Origin of the sequence: Campylobacter hyointestinalis subsp. hyointestinalis (genome assembly GCF_013372145.1) — a bacterium.
GTDB classification, from domain to species: Bacteria; Campylobacterota; Campylobacteria; order Campylobacterales; family Campylobacteraceae; genus Campylobacter; species Campylobacter hyointestinalis.
Genome location: NZ_CP053827.1, coordinates 1,560,835 through 1,580,480, shown reverse-complemented (window position 1 = coordinate 1,580,480; position 19,646 = coordinate 1,560,835). Strand labels below are relative to the sequence as shown.

The 19,646-nt window shown below is 35.6% G+C and carries 25 protein-coding genes; 16 read left to right on the top strand and 9 right to left on the bottom strand.

The window, feature by feature from the left end:
* Nucleotides 1–31: 31 nt before the first annotated feature.
* Nucleotides 32–463, bottom strand: coding sequence for a copper chaperone PCu(A)C (locus tag CHHT_RS08135; protein ID WP_034961839.1), 432 nt, complete (start codon nucleotides 461–463; stop codon nucleotides 32–34).
* Nucleotides 464–585: 122 nt separating this feature from the next.
* Here CHHT_RS08135 and pgp2 point away from each other — a divergent pair, with 122 nt between their 5' ends.
* From pgp2 to CHHT_RS08120, 3 genes are read left to right on the top strand one after another with little or no spacing between them, the layout of a single operon-like run.
* Nucleotides 586–1,554: a cell shape-determining L,D-carboxypeptidase Pgp2 gene (pgp2, locus tag CHHT_RS08130; protein WP_051663715.1), complete on the top strand. Its 969-nt coding sequence runs from the start codon at nucleotides 586–588 to the stop codon at nucleotides 1,552–1,554.
* A 14-nt stretch (nucleotides 1,555–1,568) separates the two neighbouring features.
* Nucleotides 1,569–1,823 carry a CmeU family protein gene (gene cmeU / locus CHHT_RS08125; RefSeq protein WP_034961843.1) on the top strand — a complete coding sequence of 85 codons (255 nt, stop codon included), beginning with the start codon at nucleotides 1,569–1,571 and terminating at the stop codon, nucleotides 1,821–1,823.
* Nucleotides 1,816–2,829, top strand: a complete 1,014-nt coding sequence (locus tag CHHT_RS08120) for an alanine racemase (RefSeq protein ID WP_034961846.1) — start codon at nucleotides 1,816–1,818, stop codon at nucleotides 2,827–2,829. The genes cmeU and CHHT_RS08120 overlap by 8 nt, the downstream gene beginning before the upstream one ends.
* A 6-nt stretch (nucleotides 2,830–2,835) precedes the next feature.
* Here the strand turns inward: CHHT_RS08120 and htpX are convergent, their stop codons facing one another.
* The 5 genes from htpX to ribA all read right to left on the bottom strand — a co-directional run bounded on the left by htpX (nucleotide 2,836) and on the right by ribA (nucleotide 5,318).
* On the bottom strand, nucleotides 2,836–3,699 hold the full coding sequence (gene htpX / locus CHHT_RS08115; protein WP_034961849.1) for a zinc metalloprotease HtpX: 864 nt from the start codon (nucleotides 3,697–3,699) through the stop codon (nucleotides 2,836–2,838).
* A 3-nt stretch (nucleotides 3,700–3,702) separates the two neighbouring features.
* Nucleotides 3,703–4,011 (bottom strand): hypothetical protein, encoded by a 309-nt coding sequence (locus tag CHHT_RS08110; protein ID WP_034961851.1) that lies wholly within the window; start codon nucleotides 4,009–4,011, stop codon nucleotides 3,703–3,705.
* Nucleotides 4,008–4,202, bottom strand: coding sequence for a PP0621 family protein (locus CHHT_RS08105; RefSeq protein ID WP_034961854.1), 195 nt, complete (start codon nucleotides 4,200–4,202; stop codon nucleotides 4,008–4,010). Before CHHT_RS08105 ends, CHHT_RS08110 begins: the two co-directional genes overlap by 4 nt.
* A gap of 95 nt (nucleotides 4,203–4,297) precedes the next feature.
* Complete coding sequence (rsmG, locus tag CHHT_RS08100; RefSeq protein ID WP_305954509.1) at nucleotides 4,298–4,747, bottom strand: 16S rRNA (guanine(527)-N(7))-methyltransferase RsmG; 450 nt, start codon at nucleotides 4,745–4,747, stop codon at nucleotides 4,298–4,300.
* Nucleotides 4,731–5,318 carry a GTP cyclohydrolase II gene (gene ribA / locus CHHT_RS08095; RefSeq protein ID WP_034961856.1) on the bottom strand — a complete coding sequence of 196 codons (588 nt, stop codon included), beginning with the start codon at nucleotides 5,316–5,318 and terminating at the stop codon, nucleotides 4,731–4,733. The genes rsmG and ribA overlap by 17 nt, the downstream gene beginning before the upstream one ends.
* A gap of 118 nt (nucleotides 5,319–5,436) precedes the next feature.
* On the opposite strand from ribA, the gene hemB reads away from it, so the two are divergent.
* Genes hemB through CHHT_RS08060 form a run of 7 tightly spaced genes read left to right on the top strand, consistent with a single transcriptional unit; the run spans nucleotide 5,437 to nucleotide 11,982 of the window.
* On the top strand, nucleotides 5,437–6,423 hold the full coding sequence (gene hemB, locus CHHT_RS08090) for a porphobilinogen synthase (protein WP_034961858.1): 987 nt from the start codon (nucleotides 5,437–5,439) through the stop codon (nucleotides 6,421–6,423).
* Complete coding sequence (gene argF, locus CHHT_RS08085; protein ID WP_034961860.1) at nucleotides 6,423–7,352, top strand: ornithine carbamoyltransferase; 930 nt, start codon at nucleotides 6,423–6,425, stop codon at nucleotides 7,350–7,352. The genes hemB and argF overlap by 1 nt, the downstream gene beginning before the upstream one ends.
* Nucleotides 7,345–7,797 (top strand): DUF2603 domain-containing protein, encoded by a 453-nt coding sequence (locus CHHT_RS08080; RefSeq protein ID WP_034961862.1) that lies wholly within the window; start codon nucleotides 7,345–7,347, stop codon nucleotides 7,795–7,797. Before argF ends, CHHT_RS08080 begins: the two co-directional genes overlap by 8 nt.
* Nucleotides 7,794–9,155 (top strand): oxygen-independent coproporphyrinogen III oxidase, encoded by a 1,362-nt coding sequence (gene hemN / locus CHHT_RS08075; protein WP_034961863.1) that lies wholly within the window; start codon nucleotides 7,794–7,796, stop codon nucleotides 9,153–9,155. The genes CHHT_RS08080 and hemN overlap by 4 nt, the downstream gene beginning before the upstream one ends.
* A gap of 2 nt (nucleotides 9,156–9,157) precedes the next feature.
* The gene (locus CHHT_RS08070; protein WP_034961865.1) at nucleotides 9,158–9,976 is read left to right on the top strand and encodes a DUF5718 family protein; all 819 of its coding nucleotides are present in this window, start codon (nucleotides 9,158–9,160) and stop codon (nucleotides 9,974–9,976) included.
* Complete coding sequence (locus CHHT_RS08065) at nucleotides 9,973–10,719, top strand: pyrroline-5-carboxylate reductase (RefSeq protein WP_034961867.1); 747 nt, start codon at nucleotides 9,973–9,975, stop codon at nucleotides 10,717–10,719. The genes CHHT_RS08070 and CHHT_RS08065 overlap by 4 nt, the downstream gene beginning before the upstream one ends.
* On the top strand, nucleotides 10,720–11,982 hold the full coding sequence (locus tag CHHT_RS08060; protein ID WP_074898784.1) for a (Fe-S)-binding protein: 1,263 nt from the start codon (nucleotides 10,720–10,722) through the stop codon (nucleotides 11,980–11,982). It begins immediately after the preceding gene.
* A gap of 64 nt (nucleotides 11,983–12,046) precedes the next feature.
* Here CHHT_RS08060 and pseC read toward each other — a convergent pair whose 3' ends face one another.
* Both pseC and dcd read right to left on the bottom strand, forming a co-directional pair.
* A complete protein-coding gene (gene pseC, locus CHHT_RS08055; RefSeq protein WP_059429284.1) occupies nucleotides 12,047–13,165 on the bottom strand; it encodes a UDP-4-amino-4,6-dideoxy-N-acetyl-beta-L-altrosamine transaminase in 1,119 nt (372 codons plus the stop codon).
* A 10-nt stretch (nucleotides 13,166–13,175) separates the two neighbouring features.
* Nucleotides 13,176–13,736: a dCTP deaminase gene (dcd, locus tag CHHT_RS08050; protein ID WP_034961869.1), complete on the bottom strand. Its 561-nt coding sequence runs from the start codon at nucleotides 13,734–13,736 to the stop codon at nucleotides 13,176–13,178.
* Nucleotides 13,737–13,898: 162 nt separating this feature from the next.
* Here dcd and CHHT_RS09240 point away from each other — a divergent pair, with 162 nt between their 5' ends.
* From CHHT_RS09240 to CHHT_RS08030, 5 genes are all read left to right on the top strand, one after another.
* Entirely contained in the window at nucleotides 13,899–14,039 is a 141-nt protein-coding gene (locus CHHT_RS09240; RefSeq protein WP_234945117.1) for a hypothetical protein, read from the top strand.
* A 52-nt stretch (nucleotides 14,040–14,091) separates the two neighbouring features.
* A complete protein-coding gene (modA, locus tag CHHT_RS08045; RefSeq protein WP_234945118.1) occupies nucleotides 14,092–14,589 on the top strand; it encodes a molybdate ABC transporter substrate-binding protein in 498 nt (165 codons plus the stop codon).
* On the top strand, nucleotides 14,576–15,250 hold the full coding sequence (locus CHHT_RS08040; RefSeq protein WP_370510347.1) for a molybdate ABC transporter permease subunit: 675 nt from the start codon (nucleotides 14,576–14,578) through the stop codon (nucleotides 15,248–15,250). Before modA ends, CHHT_RS08040 begins: the two co-directional genes overlap by 14 nt.
* Nucleotides 15,251–15,388: 138 nt before the next feature.
* On the top strand, nucleotides 15,389–15,841 hold the full coding sequence (gene accB, locus CHHT_RS08035; protein WP_034961874.1) for an acetyl-CoA carboxylase biotin carboxyl carrier protein: 453 nt from the start codon (nucleotides 15,389–15,391) through the stop codon (nucleotides 15,839–15,841).
* Entirely contained in the window at nucleotides 15,838–17,175 is a 1,338-nt protein-coding gene (locus tag CHHT_RS08030; protein WP_034961876.1) for an acetyl-CoA carboxylase biotin carboxylase subunit, read from the top strand. Before accB ends, CHHT_RS08030 begins: the two co-directional genes overlap by 4 nt.
* A 36-nt stretch (nucleotides 17,176–17,211) precedes the next feature.
* On the opposite strand, the gene CHHT_RS08025 is transcribed toward CHHT_RS08030, so the two are convergent.
* Complete coding sequence (locus tag CHHT_RS08025; RefSeq protein WP_034961878.1) at nucleotides 17,212–18,042, bottom strand: SurA N-terminal domain-containing protein; 831 nt, start codon at nucleotides 18,040–18,042, stop codon at nucleotides 17,212–17,214.
* 74 nt (nucleotides 18,043–18,116) lie between these two features.
* Between CHHT_RS08025 and gltX the strand changes: the two genes are divergently transcribed.
* Complete coding sequence (gene gltX, locus CHHT_RS08020) at nucleotides 18,117–19,499, top strand: glutamate--tRNA ligase (protein WP_034961880.1); 1,383 nt, start codon at nucleotides 18,117–18,119, stop codon at nucleotides 19,497–19,499.
* Nucleotides 19,500–19,646: the final 147 nt, after the last annotated feature.

Genomic DNA, 19,646 nt, shown 5'->3' with positions numbered 1-19,646 from the left:
AAGAATTTGGGCGAAACTCGCCCAAAATTACCTATTTTTTCATAGGTTGTAGTTTTTTAGCTTCTACGCCTTTTAGATCGATAGATTTACCATTGCTAAAGTTTAGAGTAAGATCTACTTTATCTCCAGGATTTACAGCTTTGCTAAGACCTATCATCATTATGTGAAGACCGCCTGGTTTTAGCTCAACGCTACTTTTAGCTGGAATGTCGATTTGCGGAATTTGAATCATTTTTTTCATTCCGTTTTCGCTTACGTGAGTGTGAAGCTCTGTGAATTTACTAACGCTATTGCTAGCAGAAACAAGAGATATGTTTTGATCTGTGTTGTTTGTAATAGTCATAAAAGCCGCACTATTTTGCGCATTTGGCGGAGTAGCTTTTGCAAAAGCGCCATTTACGTCGATATCTGCGCCAAAAGCAAATACAGCCGCTAATGCAGCAGACAACATGAATTTAGTCATATTATATCCTTTGTATTGAAATATTATGAAATAATATATGAACTTTAGTAAAAACTAACTGAAAATTTAAAAATCTTAAGTTATAATAATGCCTTTTATATTTAAAATTTAAGGGGCAAATAGTGAGGAAGTTTGGGTTATTGGTTTTGGCTTGTCTTAGCGGCTTGTTTGGAAAAGATCTTGAGCAGATATATTTAGATGAAGGAATACTCGCAGTTCAAAATGCTATCGAATCAAATCTTCAAAGCAAAAATTATTGGGAAAAACGTATCGGAAATATGGATACAAAATACGGATATTACGAAGACGATATTTTTTTAGTCGTGGTGGATAAAAAAGCTAAAAATCTAAGCCTATATGATTATAAAGACGGAAAACTGACTAATAAATTTAACAATGAAGTACTAACTGGTTTAATGGGTGATAAATTAGTCGAGGGAGATCTAAAAACCCCTGTTGGTGTTTATGAGATAACAAGACGTTTTATACCTAGTGATAACTACTACGGACCAGTTGCTTTTAGCCTTTCATACCCAAATATCTATGATAAAGTAAAAGGAAGAACAGGCGGTGGTATCTGGATACACGGCTTTCCTATGAATGGAAATATGAGGATAGATACGTATAAAACTAAAGGTTGCGTGGCATTTGAAAATGATAAAATCATTCAGTTTGATGAAATTTTAAAAGATAACGGTGGAATGGTTCTTATAAATGAAAATAACGTAACAGAGGCTTCAAGTGCGCAGATCGCGACTATCTTTGCCGAGCTTTTTAAATGGAAAAAAGCATGGGTAGATAGCGATGTAAAAGCGTATTTGGACTTTTATGATAAAGAGTTTTTGAGATTTGACGGTATGAAATTCAGTGATTTTGCTAATATGAAAAAGAGTATTTTTTCAAAGAAAGAGGACAAATTTATACAATTTACTAAATTTAGCATTAGCCCATATCCATCTACATCAGAAGGCTCGTTTTTTAGAGTAAGTTTCAAAGAAAAATACAGAACTGCTACGTATAAATTTGACGGTATCAAAACCCTTTACGTAAAACTAGTCGGCGATAAGATGAAGATACTAGTCGAGCAATAGCATAAGGAGAAATAATGGAAGAAGTATCAGAACAAGAGAGAGAATTTATAAAAAATCAGATAGAATCAATGCTAAAAGCAAGAGATGCTTTTTTTGAAGTTTTGGATAAAAATGTACCAAAACAAGGCAATTCAAACGTCTTTGACTTCGAGTCTTGTAAAGATAAGAGTCTAAAAGATCTTTATAAAGAGTTCTACGCTTATGACTACTCTATAAGAAAAATCTTACCTTACGTATATAAGAGATTTGGTGTAAGTTTTAATGTCTGAGATCATCATAGATAAAAATGCTTATTTGCATAATCTAACTCAAATTTCAAATAAAGTAGGCGACAAAGAAAAAGTGATCGCCGTTTTAAAAGACAATGCTTATGGGCACGGTGCTAGTTTGATGGCTAAGCTCGCAAGTGAATTTGGTATAAAATGGGCGTGTGTAAAAAGCACTAGAGAGGCTGAAGAGATCAGCTCCTTTTTCGAAAATATAATCGTGCTATCACATATCCCCACTGGAGATGAAAATCCTAAATTTATATATGCCATAAATGATATAAGCAATCTTTTAAATTTAAAAAAAGGACTAAAAGTTCATTTAGCTATCGATACTATGATGCATAGAAACGGTCTTAAACTATGCGATTTACAAAGTGCATTTGAAATAGCTAAAAAAATGGATCTTAAGATATGCGGTGCTTATACTCATTTTAGAAGTAGTGATGAGCTTAGCGGTGAATATTTCGTGCAAAAAGAAAATTTTGAAATAGCAAAGGCGAGATTAATAGAGCTTTTTGATAAGTTTAATTTACCAAAAGGAGTTTTTCACTCGCATAATTCAGCTGCGCTTGAAAGAGCGACTGGCTTTGGTGATGAGCTTGTAAGAGTTGGGATCGCTCAGTTTGGTTATGCGCAGTTTAATGATAGTTTAAATTTAAAAAAAGTTCTTAGCCTGTGGGCTCATAGAGTTAGCAAACGAGTACTAGCAAAAGGAGAATGCGTCGGATACGGCGGAGTATTTGTGGCTAGTCTTGATTTAGATATCGCTACTTATGACTTAGGCTATGGAGATGGGCTTCTTAGATACTGCGGGGTAGGGGATTTGCATTTGGCAAACGGACAAAAAATTCTAGGTAAAATGTCTATGGATAGCTTTAGTACTATAGATGCAGGGTCTAAAGTTTGCGTTTTTGATGATGCAAATGTCTGGGCTGAGTTTTTTAGAACTATAAGCTATGATATCTTAGTAAAATTAAGCAAGGATATACCAAGAAAAATTATATAAATTTGCTTATAATGAGTTAAAATACCTTGCTGCTGGGCTTTGATTTGTCATCTGTTTTAGTTTTTGTATCCTATCTGACGTGGTTGGATGAGTTCTAAAAAGATTGCTTAAATTTGATTTTACATTGCCAAATGGATTTATGATAAACATATGAGCGGTCTGCGGATCTGCATTTTTTAGCACAGCGTGATTTTGCGAGTAGTTTTCTAGCTTCGATAAAGCATCTATGAGCCACTGCGGGTTTTGAGTCGTGATAGCTGAAAAACGATCTGCTTCATACTCTCTACTTCTTGATATACTCATCTGAATTATACTAGCTACTAATGGCGTAATCACTGCTAAAGCGATAGTTGTTATCATATTTGGACGATTTTCATTTTTAATGGTTCCAAGCTGAGCGAAATTTGATATCAAAGACAGAGCGCCTGCAAAAACTGCCGCTATGCTTCCTGTTAAAATATCATAGTGCTTGATATGCCCAAGTTCGTGGGCTACAACGGCTTTTATCTCATTTTCATTCATTAAATTTATAAGTCCGCTAGTGAGTGCTACTGCTGCATTTTCGTGATTTCTACCGGTTGCAAAGGCGTTTGGGGCATTATCATCTATGATATAGACTTTTGGCATAGGTAGGTTTGCTCTGCTTGTTAGCTCTTTTACAAGCAGATAAATTTGGCTATTTTGACTAACTGGCATGGCATTAAAGTGTTTTAGTATAAGCTTATCGCTATAAAAATAGCTAAAGAAATTCATCGCTGAAGCTATCAAAAATGCCATAATCATACCATTAGTCCCGCCGATATAAAAGCCTACGCTAACAAATAAAAGCATCAAAATAACCATAAACGCAGTCGTTTTAAAAACTTCCATATATTATCCTAATATATTTTTATATATCACGGCGTCTATTCTTGCATCGCACGCCGCTTCTAGCTCTATATCGTCATTTACAAGAAGAGCTATTTTAGAATCAAATAGATAGTCATTTGCTATGCTTTGAAGAACTCTAGCGAAGCTAAGATTATCACAGACTATAAATTTAACTGAGTTTGCATTTGCAAAAATAGCTTGTTTTTTTGAATTTACTCTTAGAAACTCGGCTTGTTTTTTTAAATTTAAAAGGCTAAAATCTTCTAAAACGATCTTTGAATACGGCACAAACTCACTTCCAAAAACTATCATTTTAAACACTCCTTGCAAACGTATTTGCCGTCTTTTAAAATAGTATCTTTCATACTTACAAACGTCTTGCATTCATCGCATTCTACGAAATTTTCTATGCTGTTTTTAGGTGTTTTTTTTCTAAATTTAGGCAGTATAAAAAAGTAAATGATCGCAATTATAACTCCGAAGATTATGATTTTTCCTAACATTTTATCCCTTTTAAAAATATATAGTTTCTATGAGCTTTGTTTTTGATGATATCTTTTTGGCACTCTAAGTCATTGATCTCATCTTTTGCTAGACTTCATTTATATAGTAAAAACTTTGTATTTTCATCATAAAATCCATTACAAATTTTGAGTAAAAACTGAGTTTTCATAAGCGCCCTTGAAGTGATGAGATCAGCTATAAATTTAGTACTATCCTCAAGTTTTTTTGGATGAACTGTTATGTTTTTTAAACCAAGCTTCGTTTTTACGTAGGCTAAAAAGCTTGATTTTTTAGCGATCGGTTCATAAAGATGAAATTCGCTTGTTTTTAAAATGAGACTTAAAAATAGAGCTGGAAAACCAGCTCCACTTCCTACGTCGCACACTGTTTTAGGGCTAATATCTAAAAACTCAAGCGGCTTTATACTATCTTCTACGACCGGTTTTATGTCGTTATAATTCGTCAAACTATGGATTTTATTAAACTGTTTTAAGACAAGCTCGAATTCATCTACTTTGTCCCAAAAATCATTTGGTAACAACATCTAGCATATGCCCCATCTGCTCTTTTTTGACTCTTAAATAACTTTCGTTGAACTCATTTGGTTTTATCTCGATAGGAATTCTTTTTTCTATTTTGACGCAAGTAAGACCGGCTAGTTTTAACGGATTGTTTGTTAGTAAATTTATACTTTTTATACCAAAATCTTTTAGTATAAAATCGACTATCTCATAAGTTCTCTCATCGGCTTTAAAACCTAGCTGGTGATTTGCTTCTATGGTATCAAGCCCGATGTCTTGCAAGGCGTAAGCATTTACTTTATTAAGTAGTCCGATGTTTCGCCCTTCCTGGCGCAAGTAAATGACCATTCCGCTATTTTCGTTTATGTATTTTAGGCTAGCTTCTAGCTGATCGCGGCAATCGCATTTTAGGCTACCGATCGCGTCTCCTGTTAAGCACTCCGAGTGAATTCTCACATTTACTGGTTTGCTTACGTCTAAATTTGGGGAAAACACGACAAGATGTTCTTTGCACGAGTTTTCTTTGTATGATTTTATTTTAAATTTGCCAAAACGACTCGGCAAATTTGCTATCTCTGAGCTTTGTATTTGCATTGACTCTTCTTTTTATTTTTTACCTAAAGTGTATCAAAAATATTTAAATTTATGAAAAATAGATAATTTTTAATTAACATTATTTTAGATATAATTGTCAAAAACTAGGAGTTATATTATGTTTGCGAGATTTAGAAGACTTAGAATAAATCCTGCCGTTCGCGATATGGTCAGGGAAAATAAAATTTGTGTAGAAGATTTCATCTATCCGCTTTTTGTCGTTGAGGGAAATGGTATCAAAAAAGAGATAAGCTCGATGCCAGGAGTATTTCAGCTAAGTATTGACGAGCTTTTAAAAGAGTGTGAAGAAGTCGTAAGCTTAGGTATAAAATCCATACTTTTATTTGGAATTCCAAGCCTAAAAGATAGCATAGGTAGCGACGCTTTGAGTGATGATGGACTGATCGCGAGATCTCTAAGAGCTATAAAAGCTAAATTTCCAGGGCTTGTGGTCATAACTGATCTTTGCTTTTGCGAATATACGGATCACGGGCATTGCGGAATACTTGATCATGTTCATAAAACAGTCGATAATGACGCCACGCTTGAGATCTCTGCTAAACAAGCTTTAATTCATGCAAGAGCGGGTGCTGATATGATAGCTCCAAGCGGTATGATGGATGGCATCATAGAAACTTTAAGAAACGCTCTTGATGAAAACGGATATGAAAATCTTCCGATCATGGCGTATTCTACTAAATTTGCTTCTGCGTATTATGGGCCATTTCGCGACGTGGCTGAGAGTGCGCCAAGCTTTGGCGATAGAAAAAGCTACCAAATGGACTGCGCAAACCGCCTTGAAGCGATAAATGAAAGCTTAGAAGATGAAGCGCAAGGTGCAGATATTTTAATGGTAAAACCGGCTTTAGCTTACCTTGATATATTGCGTGATATCAAAGAAAGAACTCTTCTTCCAGTCTGTGCGTATAACGTAAGTGGCGAGTATGCGCTGCTAAAAGCCGGTGCAAAAGCCGGTGTCATCGACTATGAGCGCGTTATGATGGAAACAATGGTTGGATTTAAGCGTGCAGGAGCAGATCTGATAATAAGCTACCACGCAAAAGAAGTAGCTAAAATCCTAAAATCCCAAAATAAAGTGCGATGATGAGACATTTTTTGACATTAAACGATTTTAGTAAAGATGAGATTTTAGATATTTTAAATTTAGCCGCCAAGATTAAAAAAGAGGCAAAAAGTAAAAATTATATCTCTTATCTCAAAGACCAAACCTTAGCAATGATATTTGAAAAAAGTTCGACTAGGACAAGAGTTAGCTTTGAAGTCGGCATTCATCAGCTCGGCGGCAAAGGGCTATTTTTAAGTAGTCGCGATATACAATTAGGGCGCGGCGAACCTATCAAAGATACTGCTAGAGTTCTTGGAAGAATGGTAGATATGATAATGGCTAGAGTTTATAAACAAAGCGACTTAGAGGAATTTGCTAAATTTAGTGGCGTACCTGTTATAAATGGTCTTAGCGATGATTTTCATCCTGTTCAGCTTATGGCTGATCTGCTTACCTTAAGCGAACTTGGATTAAATTTACAAACTATGAAAGTAGCATATATAGGCGATGGCAATAATATGGCTAATTCGTGGCTTATGGCTGCATCTAAGCTTGGTTTTGAGCTTAGGGTTGCCACTCCAAAAGGCTATGAAGTACCGCAATGGGTTTTAGACAAGGCAGAAAAAAACGCCAAAATAAGCGGTGCAAATTTAATCATTACAAATGATCCAAAAGTTGCTGTTAGTGGTGCGGACGTCGTTACTACAGATACTTGGGTTTCTATGGGGCAAGAAGATGAGAAAGAAAAGCGCATTAAGGATTTTGCTGGATACTGCGTTGATGATGCGATGATGAGCTTAGCTGCTAAAGATGCTAAATTTTTACACTGTTTGCCAGCTTACCGCGGATATGAAGTAAGTGGAAGCGTTTTTGAAGCTCACGCAGAAGAGATCTTCAGCGAAGCAGAAAATCGTTTGCATGCTCAAAAAGGCGTAATGGTTTGGTGCGATAGGAAAAGATATGAGTAAAAAGCATAAAAGACTAGATGATATAAGTAGCACTCTTGGTATCTCTAAAGCAAAACGAACAACATTTAAGCTAGAACAAATAGATGAAAAAGAGATGAAGCTCACTATAAACAGAGGAAATATCGATCTTACAAACCCATGGTTTGGCGTCAGTAGCAATGGAGAAGAGTGTGCTCTTATATCAGCAGCTCTGTTTGAAGCTATTTTAAATTCATTAAAAAATACACAAAAAGAGAATTTTGAGCTAAAGCTTGAAAGATCTATTTGGCAGCATATTCCTGTTGATTTTGGCGATGTTTGGAGTGTAGCTATAAATGAGATAAAAGGCAAAAAATTTAAAAAAGAGCCAAATTTGGATCAGATAATCAAAAAAATCAAAAGAGAACATCCAAATTTATTTGTAGATATGCAAAATTTGATCCATACAAACAAGGAAATACAATGATAAACTTTGACGCATTTATAAAATATTCTAAACCAGGACCAAGATACACGAGCTATCCAACTGCGCTTGAGTTTAGTGACGAGTTTAACTATGATGAATACACAAAACGACTGAGAAACGGCGATAAAAATAGACCTTTATCATTGTATTTTCATCTACCATTTTGTCGTTCGGCTTGTTATTTTTGTGGCTGTAATGTCATATACACTAGCAAAAGTGACAAAATGGGTAGGTATTTGGATTATGTAGATAAAGAGCTTGATATCTTAAGTACGGTTTTAGATACAAATCGCAAAGTTACGCAGATGCACTTTGGCGGTGGAACGCCTACGTTTTATAGCGCTAGTGAGCTTAATAGACTTATTGAATCCATAAAAAGGCATTTTAAAAACTGGAGTGATGATGCTGAGATAAGCTGTGAGATCGATCCTAGATTTTTAAACGAAGAGCAACTAGATGTGCTAACTAGTCACGGGTTTAACCGTGTGAGCTTTGGTGTGCAAGATTTCGATGAAAAAGTTCAAAAAGAGATCCATAGAATTCAGCCGTTTGACATGACTAAAAACGCAGTAGATATGGCTAGGGCTAAGGGTATCATCAGCGTAAATACAGATCTTATTTACGGACTTCCATTTCAGAGTTTAGAGAGCTTCAAAAATACGCTAGATCTAGGACTTAAGCTAAATCCTGATAGATTTGCCGTGTTTAATTACGCTCATGTGCCATGGATTAAAAAGAGTATGAGAAAATTTGATGAAAGCACTCTTCCAAGCCCAAAAGTCAAGCTAGAAATTCTAAAATACACTATGGAATTTCTCACTTCAAATGGATACAAAATGATAGGAATGGATCACTACGCTAAGCCTGAAGATGAGCTATTTCACGCACTAAAAAGCGGGACGCTCCATAGAAATTTCCAAGGATATACGACCAAGGGCGGTGCTGATCTCATCGGTATCGGACTTACTAGTATAGGCGAGGGCGAGGACTACTACGCGCAAAATTTCAAAGATATGGACGGATACGAAAAAGCTATCGACGAGGGCAGACTGCCAAATTTCAAAGGTGTAATGCTAAGCAAAGAGGACAAGCTAAGGAAAGCCGTGATTATGGATCTTATGGCGAATTTCGCTCTTGACATAAAAGCTATTGAAACTAAATTTAACATTGATTTTTGGGAACATTTTAAAAATGAGCTAAATGAGCTTGAAGAATTAAAGGATTTTGTAGAAATTTCACCCCAAAAGATAAAAGTAAATGAAACAGGAACTCTTCTTATAAGAAATATCGCTATGTGTTTTGATGAATATATGGTCAAATTCAAAGACGTCAAAAATAGCTTTTCAAAAACGGTATAAAGATGAAAAATTTCTTAGGATTTGGGGTGGTTGGGAACTTTGCTTTTCATTTAGAGCAAGCAGGAGAGGCGAGTGACTTTGTAGATATCAAGACTCAAGAAGTAGACGCTCCAAAAGGGATTTTCCCTTTTTATATTCCTGGATTTGATGGATTTTTGGGGAGAGATTGTATTGATAATTTAAATTTGATATTGGCTCACGGTAAAGATATCCAAGCTGAACCAGAAATCGCCATTAGATGTGAGTTTGAGTATGAAAACGGTATCATTAAAGATATCACGCCGATTGCGTTTATGGCGTTTAACGACGCTTCAGTTAGAGGCGATAAGACAGCTACCAAAATATCTCAAAAAAAGAATTTCTCAAGCGGTTCAAAAGGTTTTGGTAACGAGATAAAAATAGATAAATTTGATGAAACTGGTATTTGCAATGATTACTCTTTAGTTTCGTTTTTAAAAAGCAATGAAGAGTTTTTTAGGTATGGCGAGTGTGCGAAAATAAGTGAATATAACTATATCTACGCCAAACTTTTAGGCTGGATAAAAGACACTTTTAACTCTCAAAAAGATTTTTCTGTACTTGAGGATTTAGGTGAAATTCTAAGAAAAAGCGGGTATAAAAAAGACGTCATCATCACGATCGGAGCTACTAGATACGAGCCTAAGGGTGAAAATCGCTTTTTAAAAACTGGTGATGAGATAAGTATCGTAAGCTTTAATCATACAAAATATAGTTTAAATGATATAACGAATTTTATAAAAAACGATGACGATATGAGTAAATTTGATGATATTTCAGTTTTAAAACAGGTTGTAAAATGAAAATATATATTTTAGGCGGCGGAAATATGGGAACTGCTATGGCTTACGGGCTAAAAAATAGCGGTTTTGATGTCATTATAGTAGGAAGAGATAAAGCAAAACTTGTAAATCTAAAAGAAGCAGGATTTAGCGTAGAGCTTTACGGCGATGTCTTTGATATAAAAGATAAAAATATAATACTTGCAGTAAAGTCGTACGCTTTACAAAGCGTATCAAATTTACTAAAAGGAGATGCAAAAGTTTGCATAAGCGTACTAGCAAGAACAGGTCTTGAGCTATTAAAAAGTCATATAAAAGCTCAAAATTACGCTGTTTGTTTGCCAAATATCGCTGCTAAATTTAACTCTAGCATAACACCTTTTATGAGTGAAGGTGACACACTTTTGATATCGCAAATTTTAAACGGCTTTGGTAGCTCAGTCAAGCTCGAAACTAAAAATGAGCTAGACGCTGCTAGCGTGCTTGGGGGATGTGCACCTGCATATCTTGCTCTCATAGCTGAAGCTCTAAGTAATGCAGGAGTTTTAGAAGGATTAAAAAAAGATGATGCAAATATCTTAGTAAATGGACTTTTTAACGGCTTTAGCAAGCTTTTAGCAAGCTCACATCCAGCTCTTATCAAAGAAGCAGTTTGCAGTCCGGGAGGTACTACGATAGAAGGCGTAGCAGAGCTTGAAAAATACGCCGTTAGAAGCGCTTTTATAGAAGCTGTAAAAGCAAGTACAAAAAAACAGAGAAGTTAAATGCAAAAATATAATTTTAATACCATTTCAGATGCGTGTGTAAAATGTGGAAAATGTAAGCCAAACTGTACTATTTTCAAGATCAGCGGCGATGAGACAAAGAGCCCTAGGGGATTTCTTGATCTGCTTGGTGCTTACAGTCGCGGTGAGCTTAAACTAGATAAAAACACTAAAGATATATTTGAAAGTTGCTTTTTATGTACAAATTGCGTAAGCGAATGTCCAAATTCGTTAGCAACTGATACGATGATAGAAAACGTCAGGCGCGATATAGCAGATAAATTCGGTATAGCATGGTTTAAAAAAGCATTTTTTTGGTTGCTTAGACATCGTAAGATTATGGATCTTGCGGCTTGTATGGGATATGTTTTTCAAAGTTGTGGATTTAAAGTAGGAAACGGTGAGATGCAAGCGCGTTTTAGCATCCCGATGTTAAAAAAAGAAAGACTACTTCCGACTGCTAGCAAAAAGAGTTTTTTAAATTCTCATCCAGAATTTATTGATAACGGCGGCGAAAAAACAGTCGGAATTTTCATAGGCTGTATGGGTAACTACGCATATACTAGCATCGGTGAAGGATTGCTAAAAATTTGTAAAACATTAAATTTAAATGCTCATTTGATGAAAGATCAAAGTTGTTGCGCTGCTCCGGCGTATTTTACTGGTGATTTTAACACGGTTGAGGTTTTGGCTAAAAAAAATATTGCGTATTTTGAGAAAATGCTTGAAATTTGTGAAGCTATCATTATCCCAGAAGCCACTTGTAGTGCGATGATAAAGGTCGATTACGAACATTTTTTTGCAAATGATGAAGAGTGGCAGGGTCGTGCTAAAAATGTGAGTAAAAAGATATTTTTGGCTACAGAGTATTTTGAGAAATATACGAATTTGAGTGAAATTCTTGCAAAAATAGGAGCGAATTTAGATAAACAAACTATCACTTATCACGATCCTTGTCATGCTAAAAAAATGCAAGGCGTATTTAAAGAACCTAGAGCTTTACTAAGTAAGGTTTATAATATCAAAGAGATGAGGGATACTACTAGCTGCTGTGGATTTGGCGGCGTGACTATGCAAAGCGAAAAGTATCATTTATCTCGCGCAGCAGGACTTAGTAGAGCTACTAGCATAATAAAAACTGAAGCTAACTGTGTAAGCGCAGAGTGTAGCGCTTGTAAAATGCAACTAAATAACGCGCTTCATCTTCAAAATTCCGATATGAGATGTGAAAATCCTATCGAGCTTATAGCAAAAGTGCTGTAAAGAAAGACTAAATTTACTCAAATTTATAATAATAATTTGAGTAAATTTGATATCAAAGTTGGGATTAAAACTTACAGCCTTTATGTTTGGATAACGTTTCGTTTAGTTTTTCTACTACGAATTTCGCGTCTTCTATGCTCATCAGTTGATGACAAGGTAAGCTCAGCTCAGCTCTATAAAAATCCTCTGCATTTGGTAGGCTAATTTCGCCATAAAGATTTTTGTAAAAGCTAAATTGATAAGTCGGTTTGTAATGCACTTGCACACCGATACCTTCGCCACGAAGCTCTTCATAGATGCTCTCTTTGTCGCACCAAAAATCTCTAAAAAGCAAGATTGGATAGAGGTGATGTGAGCTAGTGATATTGGTTGGAATTTTTATAGTGCTTAAATACGGACTTTTTTCAAATGCTTCATCATAAAATTTGGCTATTGCATCGCGTTTTGCTATGAAAATATCTAACTTTTTTAGTTGAGAAATACCTAAAGCACAAGCCACGTCGCTTAAGCGGTAGTTGTAGCCAAGAGTCGTCATATCTGAGTTCCAAGCAGTTTTTTTGATGATACCATGAGAGCGTAATAGCCTTGCTTTTGTTGCGGTTTCTTCATCATTTGTTAGGAGTGCTCCACCTTCAAACGTAGTGATGGGCTTGACGGCATGGAAGCTAAATATGCTAGCATCGCCAAAAGTACCTATTTTACGACTATTTATACTACTTCCAAGAGCGTGGGAAGCGTCGTCTAAGACTTTAAGGTTATGCTTTTTTGCTATTAAATTTAATGTTTCCATATCTACTGGAAGTCCGCCAAAATCAACCGGAGTTATGACTTTTGTTTTTGTAGTTATGAGTTTTTCTACGCTTTTTGGATCGATATTTCCATTTGGCAAGATATCAGCAAATTTAACTACTCCGCCGCACATCAAAGCTGCGTTTGCAGTAGCCGCAAACGTGATAGGAGTTGTGATGACTTCATCGCCACTCTCAAGTCCAAGTGCTAAGTATCCAGCGTGTAATGCAGAAGTAGCTGAGTTCATCGCCACGGCAAACTTAGCTCCAGTGTAGTCACAAAGTGCTTTTTCAAACTCATCTACTTTCTTGCCACAAGTTATGATATCGCTTTTTAAAACCTCTACAACTGCTCTGATATCATCATCATCTATGCTTTGTCTGCTATAAGTCATTTTTAATCCCTTACTTTAATATACGCGGAAGAGTTATGCCCTCTTGAGATTGATATTTGCCTTTTTTATCGGCGTAGCTTATCTCGCACGGTTCATCGCCTTGTAAAAATAGTACTTGAGCGATGCCTTCATTTGCATAAATCTTTGCTGGAAGTGGAGTCGTATTTGAAATTTCTATCGTGATATGTCCTTCAAATCCAGGCTCAAAAGGCGTTACATTTACGATGATTCCACATCTTGCGTAAGTTGATTTTCCAAGACAGATAGCTAGAACGTCTCGCGGCATTTTGAAGTATTCTACTGTTCTTGCTAGTGCGAATGAATTTGGCGGGACTATGCAGATGTCACCTTCAAAATCCACTACGTTTTTTTCATCGAAATTTTTTGGATCGACAACGGTACCGCCGATATTTGTAAATATTTTAAACTCTCTAGCCACTCTTATATCATAACCATAGCTCGAAAGTCCGTAGCTTACGACGCCTTTGCCTATATTTTGTTCACAAAACGGCTCTATCATTTGGTTTTTTATGCTTTGTTCTCGTATCCATTTATCGCTTTTTAGACCCATGATCGCTCCTGATTTAAATTTATGGATTATAACATATAGTTTTATAATGAGAATTAAAAAATGTAACACGATAAATTTATTTGATCTTAAATTTAACTACTTTTATAGATATATAATAATATATTTTATATAATCAAATACCAAAATTTAGGAGAGCTGTATATGAAAAAGATTTTATTTTCACTTTTGTTGGCTAGTTTTGTTTTTGGCGGTGATACTCTTTTGATCGGTGCTGGAGCTGGATATAAAAAACCGGTAATGGCTGTAATAGAAAATTTAAAAAAAAGACGGCATAAATGTTGAAGCAGCATTTGCAAATATAAAACAGATAACCGTTCAAGCAAAAGAAGGTAAAATGGCGCTCATCATCGGCGACGAGGCATTTTTGGATAAAAGCGGGTTAGATATAAAAGGTTATGAAAGAATCGGAAAAGGGACTTTGGCTTTAGTTTCTTTAAAGCAGATACAAGATCCAAAAGATATAGTTAAATTTAGCAAGATCGCTATCCCAGATCCTAAAAAGGCGATATACGGCATAAGGGCAACGCAGTATTTAAAAAATGCAAATTTGCAAAATGAACTTGAAGGCAAGATTTTAGCTGTATCTACTGTACCTCAAGTCGTAGCTTATGTTTTAAATGCAGAAGTTGATGCTGGATTTATCAACTCTACTGAAGCCGAAGCTAGAAAAAGCGAGTTTGGTTCTGTTATTTATGTAGATGAATCACTTTATGAACCGGTATTTATAAGTGCTGCAAAGCTTCATTGTTCTGATGAAATTTGCGCTAAATTTTTAGATGAGCTAAAAAGCGAACGCTCAAAGGCTATTTTTGCAAAATTTGGACTTAAATAACTTAGAGTGGCTTTTAGCTCCTCTTATTTTGAGTGCTAAAACTCTATGTTTTTCTTTGGTGTTGTTTATAACTATAGGTATTTTACTGGCATATTTTTTGGCATTTTACAAAGGTAAATTTAAAACATTTTTTGAACTAGTTATAATGTTTCCGCTTATTTTTCCACCTATTGCTACTGGATTTTTACTACTTTACGTATTTGGTAGAAATGGTTTTATAGCTAGTTTTTTAAATTTAGAGATAGTTTTTAGTTTCAAAGCTTTAGTTATAGCTTCATTTTTAGCAGCTCTACCGCTGTTTGTAAAGCCGATTCAAGCTGCATTTGAGAATTTCCCAAAAGATCTTATTGAAGCTGGCTTGAGTCTTGGAAAAAATAGGTTTGAGATAGCTGTTTTTATTATTTTTCCAAACATCACCCATGTGCTGCTCGCATCGCTTATCTTAGCTCTTGGAAGAGGTCTTGGCGAAGTCGGCATAACGCTTATGCTCGGTGGAAATATAATAGGAAAGACAGATACCGTATCACTAGCGATATTTAATGCGGTTTATGATGGTGAAAACGAAAAAGCTCTCATCCTCAGCTTCGTTCTTGTGATTCTTAGCTCATTTATGTTTTGGATGATAGGTAGACTAAAACATACGCGAACTTTTGAAGTTTGATAAATTTGGATTATTTTGATTATCTTACGCTTAAATTTAGTATCTAAATCCAAATTTTAGATATTTTTTTAAATTTAAACCAAATCTTTACTCAAATTTGATAAAATGTAAAGTTAATTAAATTTTAGGAGAATTCTTATGACAAGAGATGAAATTAAAGAGCTTATGACTTTCTTTGATGAGACTAACATTAATAGAATTAAGATAAAAGACAAAGAATTTGAAATAGAGCTTGAAAAATATGAACCAGAGGCAGCTCCAGCTCCGGTCGTTTGCCCACCAGTTCCAGCACCAACTCCGATAAACGTAAATGTTGTAAATGAAAAAAGTGCTAGCAGCCAAAGCTTGAGTGGAGATACTCTAACTTCGCCTATGGTAGGAACATTTTACGTTGCTCCAAGCCCAGGTGCGGCAAGCTTTGTAAAAGTAGGTCAAACCGTAAGAAAAGGCGATTGTATAGGTATCATAGAAGCTATGAAAATAATGAACGAGATCGAGGCTGAGTATGACTGCCGTATAATCAAAGCGCTAGTTGCAGATGGACAACCGGTGGAATTTGGCATGGCATTATACGAGGTTGAAAAAATATGAAAGAAATAAAAAGAATTCTCATTGCAAATCGTGGCGAAATAGCTCTTAGAGCTCTTCGTACTATCCAAGAAATGGGCAAAGAGGCTATCGTCGTGCATTCTACTGCTGATAAAGACGCTCTTTATGTAAAGTATGCCGATGCTAGTATCTGTATCGGTAAGCCTAGAAGTAGCGAAAGCTATCTAAATATCCCAGCTATTATCACTGCTTGTGAAATAAGCGAAGCCGATGCTATATTTCCTGGCTATGGATTTTTGAGTGAAAATCAAAACTTTGTTGAAATTTGTGCTAAGCACGGCATAAAATTTATAGGTCCAAGCGTAGCAGCTATGGCTTTGATGAGCGATAAAAGCAAGGCAAAACAAGTTATGATGAGAGCTGGTATACCTGTAGTTCCAGGAAGTGATGGTGCTATAAAAGATATAGAGGCTGCCAAAAAGCTTGCTCGCGAGATCGGATATCCTGTCATCGTAAAAGCTGCAGCTGGCGGCGGCGGTCGCGGTATGCGCGTAGTAGAACGTGAAGAGGACTTAGAAAAAAGCTTTTGGTCTGCTGAGAGTGAGGCTATGAGTGCGTTTGGCGATGGTACTATGTATATGGAAAAATACATCACAAATCCACGCCATATAGAAGTCCAAGTCTTAGGCGACGAACATGGAAATGTTGTGCATATAGGCGAAAGAGACTGCTCTCTTCAAAGAAGACATCAAAAACTTATCGAAGAAAGCCCAGCTGTTATATTAGATGAAAAAACTAGAGCAGAGCTTCACGCCACAGCCGTAAAAGCTACAAAAGCTATAGGTTACGCAGGAGCTGGAACTTTTGAGTTTTTATATGATCAAAAAGATAACAAATTTTATTTTATCGAGATGAATACAAGACTTCAAGTCGAACACTGCGTAAGTGAAATGTGTAGCGGGCTAGATCTCATAGAGTGGATGATACGTATCGCTCAGGGTGAAAAGCTTCTTAGTCAAGAAGAGATCAAGCTAAGTGGACATGCTATAGAGTGCCGCATCACTGCCGAAGATCCAAAAAGCTTCACTCCAAATCCAGGCAAGATCACGAAATACATCGCACCTGGTGGTAGAAATGTACGTATGGATAGCCATGTTTATGAGGGCTATAGCGTTCCGCCTTATTATGATAGTATGATAGGCAAGCTAATAGTTTATGACAAAGATAGAACAAGGGCGATTGCTAAGATGAAAGTAGCGCTTGATGAGCTTGTGATACAAGGTATAAAAACTACGAAAGATTTTCACCTTCATATGATGGATAATAGTGATTTTATAAACAATCTTTACGATACAAACTATCTATCTAAACATTAAATTTAAATTTGGTATCAAATTTGATACCAAATTTATCTATCTTTTTAAGATTTCTATATTTGCTTTTACTCTTAATTTATTAAAATAATCAGCTACCGCGATCTCTTGTTCTTGACTTGCCATTGCATTTACGACTTGTTGTTCTACGCTTGCAAAATCAGGCAGATAAGATCCTTCTCTTGAAACTATATAGAACATTTCAAATTCATTAGCGGCGATCTGGAAGATAGGAGTAAATGTTTTATCTTTTGAGTTAATAAATATATATCTTAATTGCGGATTTAGATTTTTAGAGGTTAGGCTTAAGTTTTCTATGCTAACTCCGCTTGGCATACTCATAGGAGATTTTACTACCGTTTCTAAATTTTGTCTTGAGTTTGAGCTATAACGAGCCACGTTTATGGTATCAAATTGAGCAAACATACCTGGATTTGCTTCGTAGAATTTTTTAGCATTTTCAAGCGTGATATTTTGGCTCGGGTTATTTAAGATCCTAGCATATAGCTTTTCTTTTTTTAGATTTTTTTCCACGTCTTGTTTGAATGCGTTATAGTCAATCCCCCTGGAAGTAAGGGCTTCTTTAAAAGTAGCTTTGTCCATACCGTTTGCTTTTGCTAATTGTTCTATTTTGCTTTCAACTTCAAAGCCATTTGCTGCGATATTTAAAGCTACTATCTGCGCATCTTCAAGTCTCTCTCTAATAAGCAAATTTAGAGCTTTTTGGTTATCGATATTCATTTTTTTCATAACTGTGTTTAGTTCATAATTTGTTATAGGCTGATTTTCGACAGTGGCTATAATGCCATTTACATAATCTGCACTTGCCAAGCTAAATAGAAAAACGGTTGAAAATGCTATTTTTTTCATTAAATAAAACCTTTATTAAAGCAAATTTGAGTTAAAATTATATCCAAATTTAATAAATTAGGAATAAAACAGTTATGCTTACAACTAGATTTGCTCCAAGTCCGACTGGTTTTTTACACGTCGGGGGTCTTAGAACTGCGCTTTATAGCTATCTTTATGCTAGAAAAAACGGAGGTAAATTTTTACTTCGTATCGAAGATACGGATCTAAAAAGAAACTCTGAAGAAGCAGTAATTGCCATAAGAGAAGCATTTAACTGGTGCGGACTAGATTACGATGGCGAAGTAACTTACCAGTCAAAAAGATTTGATATATACAAAGAGTATATAAAAAAGCTTTTAGACGAGGGCAAAGCATATAAATGTTATATGACTAAAGTAGAGCTTGATGAGTTAAGAGCCGCGCAAGAAGCTAAAAAAGAGCGCCCAAAATATGATGGTAGATATAGGGAATTTACTGGTACTCCGCCAGCTGGAATTGAGCCAGTTATCCGTATCAAAGCGCCACTTAGTGGAACTATAGAGTTTAAAGACGGTATAAAAGGTGATGTTAAATTTAACTGCGCCGATATACTTGATGATTTTATCATAGCAAGGAGCGATGGTACGCCTACGTATAATTTTGTTGTTGTGATAGATGATGCTTTGATGGGGGTTACTCACGTTATAAGAGGAGATGATCATCTTAGCAATACCCCAAAACAGATCATACTTTATGAAGCGCTCGGATTTGACTTACCGGAGTTTTTTCACGTGGCTATGATAAATGGAAGCGATGGCTCAAAGCTATCTAAGAGACACGGCGCCACTGATGTTATGGAGTATAAAGCTATGGGTTATCTGCCTGAAGCACTTTTAAATTTCCTTGTGCGTTTGGGCTGGAGTCATGGCGATGATGAGATCTTTTCTATGAGTGATATGCTAAAATACTTTGATCCGCACGATATAAACAAGTCCGCTTCTACATATAACCTTACAAAACTCGACTGGCTAAATGCGCATTACATAAAAACTCTACCTTATGAGCGCTTGGCTGATGATATGAAGTTTTTTGGTATTGACTTTAGAGCGCTTGATAAAGGAGAGCTACTTTTAAACTCACTTAGAGAGAGAAGCAAGACTTTAGTAGAGCTTAAAAATTCAGCTTTAAATATCATAAACTCACCTGAAACTTACGATGAAAAAGCCGTTGCTAAATTTATAAATGACGATTCTAAAGTTCTATTGAGTGAGTTTTGCATTGCTTTGAGTGATGATATGAATAACGCTGAGGATATCCAGAGTTTTGCTTTATCATTCCTTGAAGCTAGAGGTAAAAAATTAAAAGATATAGCTCAGCCTTTAAGGATAGCGATAACTGGAACTTCTGTTAGTCCTAGTATATTCGAAGTGGTTGAGGTGATTGGTATAAAAGAACTTAAAGCTAGAATCCAAAAACTACTTAAAAATTTAAAATAATAATTAAATTTATACAAATTCGCTCTTATATGATAACCCATATCAGATCATATAAGAGCCATCAAAAATACTGTTTTATTAATGAGAAAATATTCAAATATATCGATGTCTATTTAAACTAAAATTTAGTTACGCAGTAAAGTTAAG

Bases quoted from the DNA above. Each gene is read 5' to 3' on its own strand.
- argF (WP_034961860.1), top strand. From the start codon at position 6,423: ATGAGACATTTTTTGACATTAAACGATTTTAGTAAAGATGAGATTTTA.
- dcd (WP_034961869.1), bottom strand. From the start codon at position 13,736: ATGGGTCTAAAAAGCGATAAATGGATACGAGAACAAAGCATAAAAAAC.
- CHHT_RS08080 (WP_034961862.1), top strand. From the start codon at position 7,345: ATGAGTAAAAAGCATAAAAGACTAGATGATATAAGTAGCACTCTTGGT.
- CHHT_RS08030 (WP_034961876.1), top strand. From the start codon at position 15,838: ATGAAAGAAATAAAAAGAATTCTCATTGCAAATCGTGGCGAAATAGCT.
- CHHT_RS08105 (WP_034961854.1), bottom strand. From the start codon at position 4,202: ATGTTAGGAAAAATCATAATCTTCGGAGTTATAATTGCGATCATTTAC.
- accB (WP_034961874.1), top strand. From the start codon at position 15,389: ATGACAAGAGATGAAATTAAAGAGCTTATGACTTTCTTTGATGAGACT.
- ribA (WP_034961856.1), bottom strand. From the start codon at position 5,318: ATGCAAATACAAAGCTCAGAGATAGCAAATTTGCCGAGTCGTTTTGGC.
- htpX (WP_034961849.1), bottom strand. From the start codon at position 3,699: ATGGAAGTTTTTAAAACGACTGCGTTTATGGTTATTTTGATGCTTTTA.
- hemB (WP_034961858.1), top strand. From the start codon at position 5,437: ATGTTTGCGAGATTTAGAAGACTTAGAATAAATCCTGCCGTTCGCGAT.
- CHHT_RS08120 (WP_034961846.1), top strand. From the start codon at position 1,816: ATGTCTGAGATCATCATAGATAAAAATGCTTATTTGCATAATCTAACT.
- CHHT_RS08135 (WP_034961839.1), bottom strand. From the start codon at position 463: ATGACTAAATTCATGTTGTCTGCTGCATTAGCGGCTGTATTTGCTTTT.
- CHHT_RS08065 (WP_034961867.1), top strand. From the start codon at position 9,973: ATGAAAATATATATTTTAGGCGGCGGAAATATGGGAACTGCTATGGCT.
- CHHT_RS08110 (WP_034961851.1), bottom strand. From the start codon at position 4,011: ATGATAGTTTTTGGAAGTGAGTTTGTGCCGTATTCAAAGATCGTTTTA.
- CHHT_RS08025 (WP_034961878.1), bottom strand. From the start codon at position 18,042: ATGAAAAAAATAGCATTTTCAACCGTTTTTCTATTTAGCTTGGCAAGT.
- modA (WP_234945118.1), top strand. From the start codon at position 14,092: ATGGCGCTCATCATCGGCGACGAGGCATTTTTGGATAAAAGCGGGTTA.
- hemN (WP_034961863.1), top strand. From the start codon at position 7,794: ATGATAAACTTTGACGCATTTATAAAATATTCTAAACCAGGACCAAGA.
- pseC (WP_059429284.1), bottom strand. From the start codon at position 13,165: ATGACTTATAGCAGACAAAGCATAGATGATGATGATATCAGAGCAGTT.
- CHHT_RS09240 (WP_234945117.1), top strand. From the start codon at position 13,899: ATGAAAAAGATTTTATTTTCACTTTTGTTGGCTAGTTTTGTTTTTGGC.
- CHHT_RS08060 (WP_074898784.1), top strand. From the start codon at position 10,720: ATGCAAAAATATAATTTTAATACCATTTCAGATGCGTGTGTAAAATGT.
- cmeU (WP_034961843.1), top strand. From the start codon at position 1,569: ATGGAAGAAGTATCAGAACAAGAGAGAGAATTTATAAAAAATCAGATA.
- CHHT_RS08070 (WP_034961865.1), top strand. From the start codon at position 9,158: ATGAAAAATTTCTTAGGATTTGGGGTGGTTGGGAACTTTGCTTTTCAT.
- gltX (WP_034961880.1), top strand. From the start codon at position 18,117: ATGCTTACAACTAGATTTGCTCCAAGTCCGACTGGTTTTTTACACGTC.
- rsmG (WP_305954509.1), bottom strand. From the start codon at position 4,747: ATGTTGTTACCAAATGATTTTTGGGACAAAGTAGATGAATTCGAGCTT.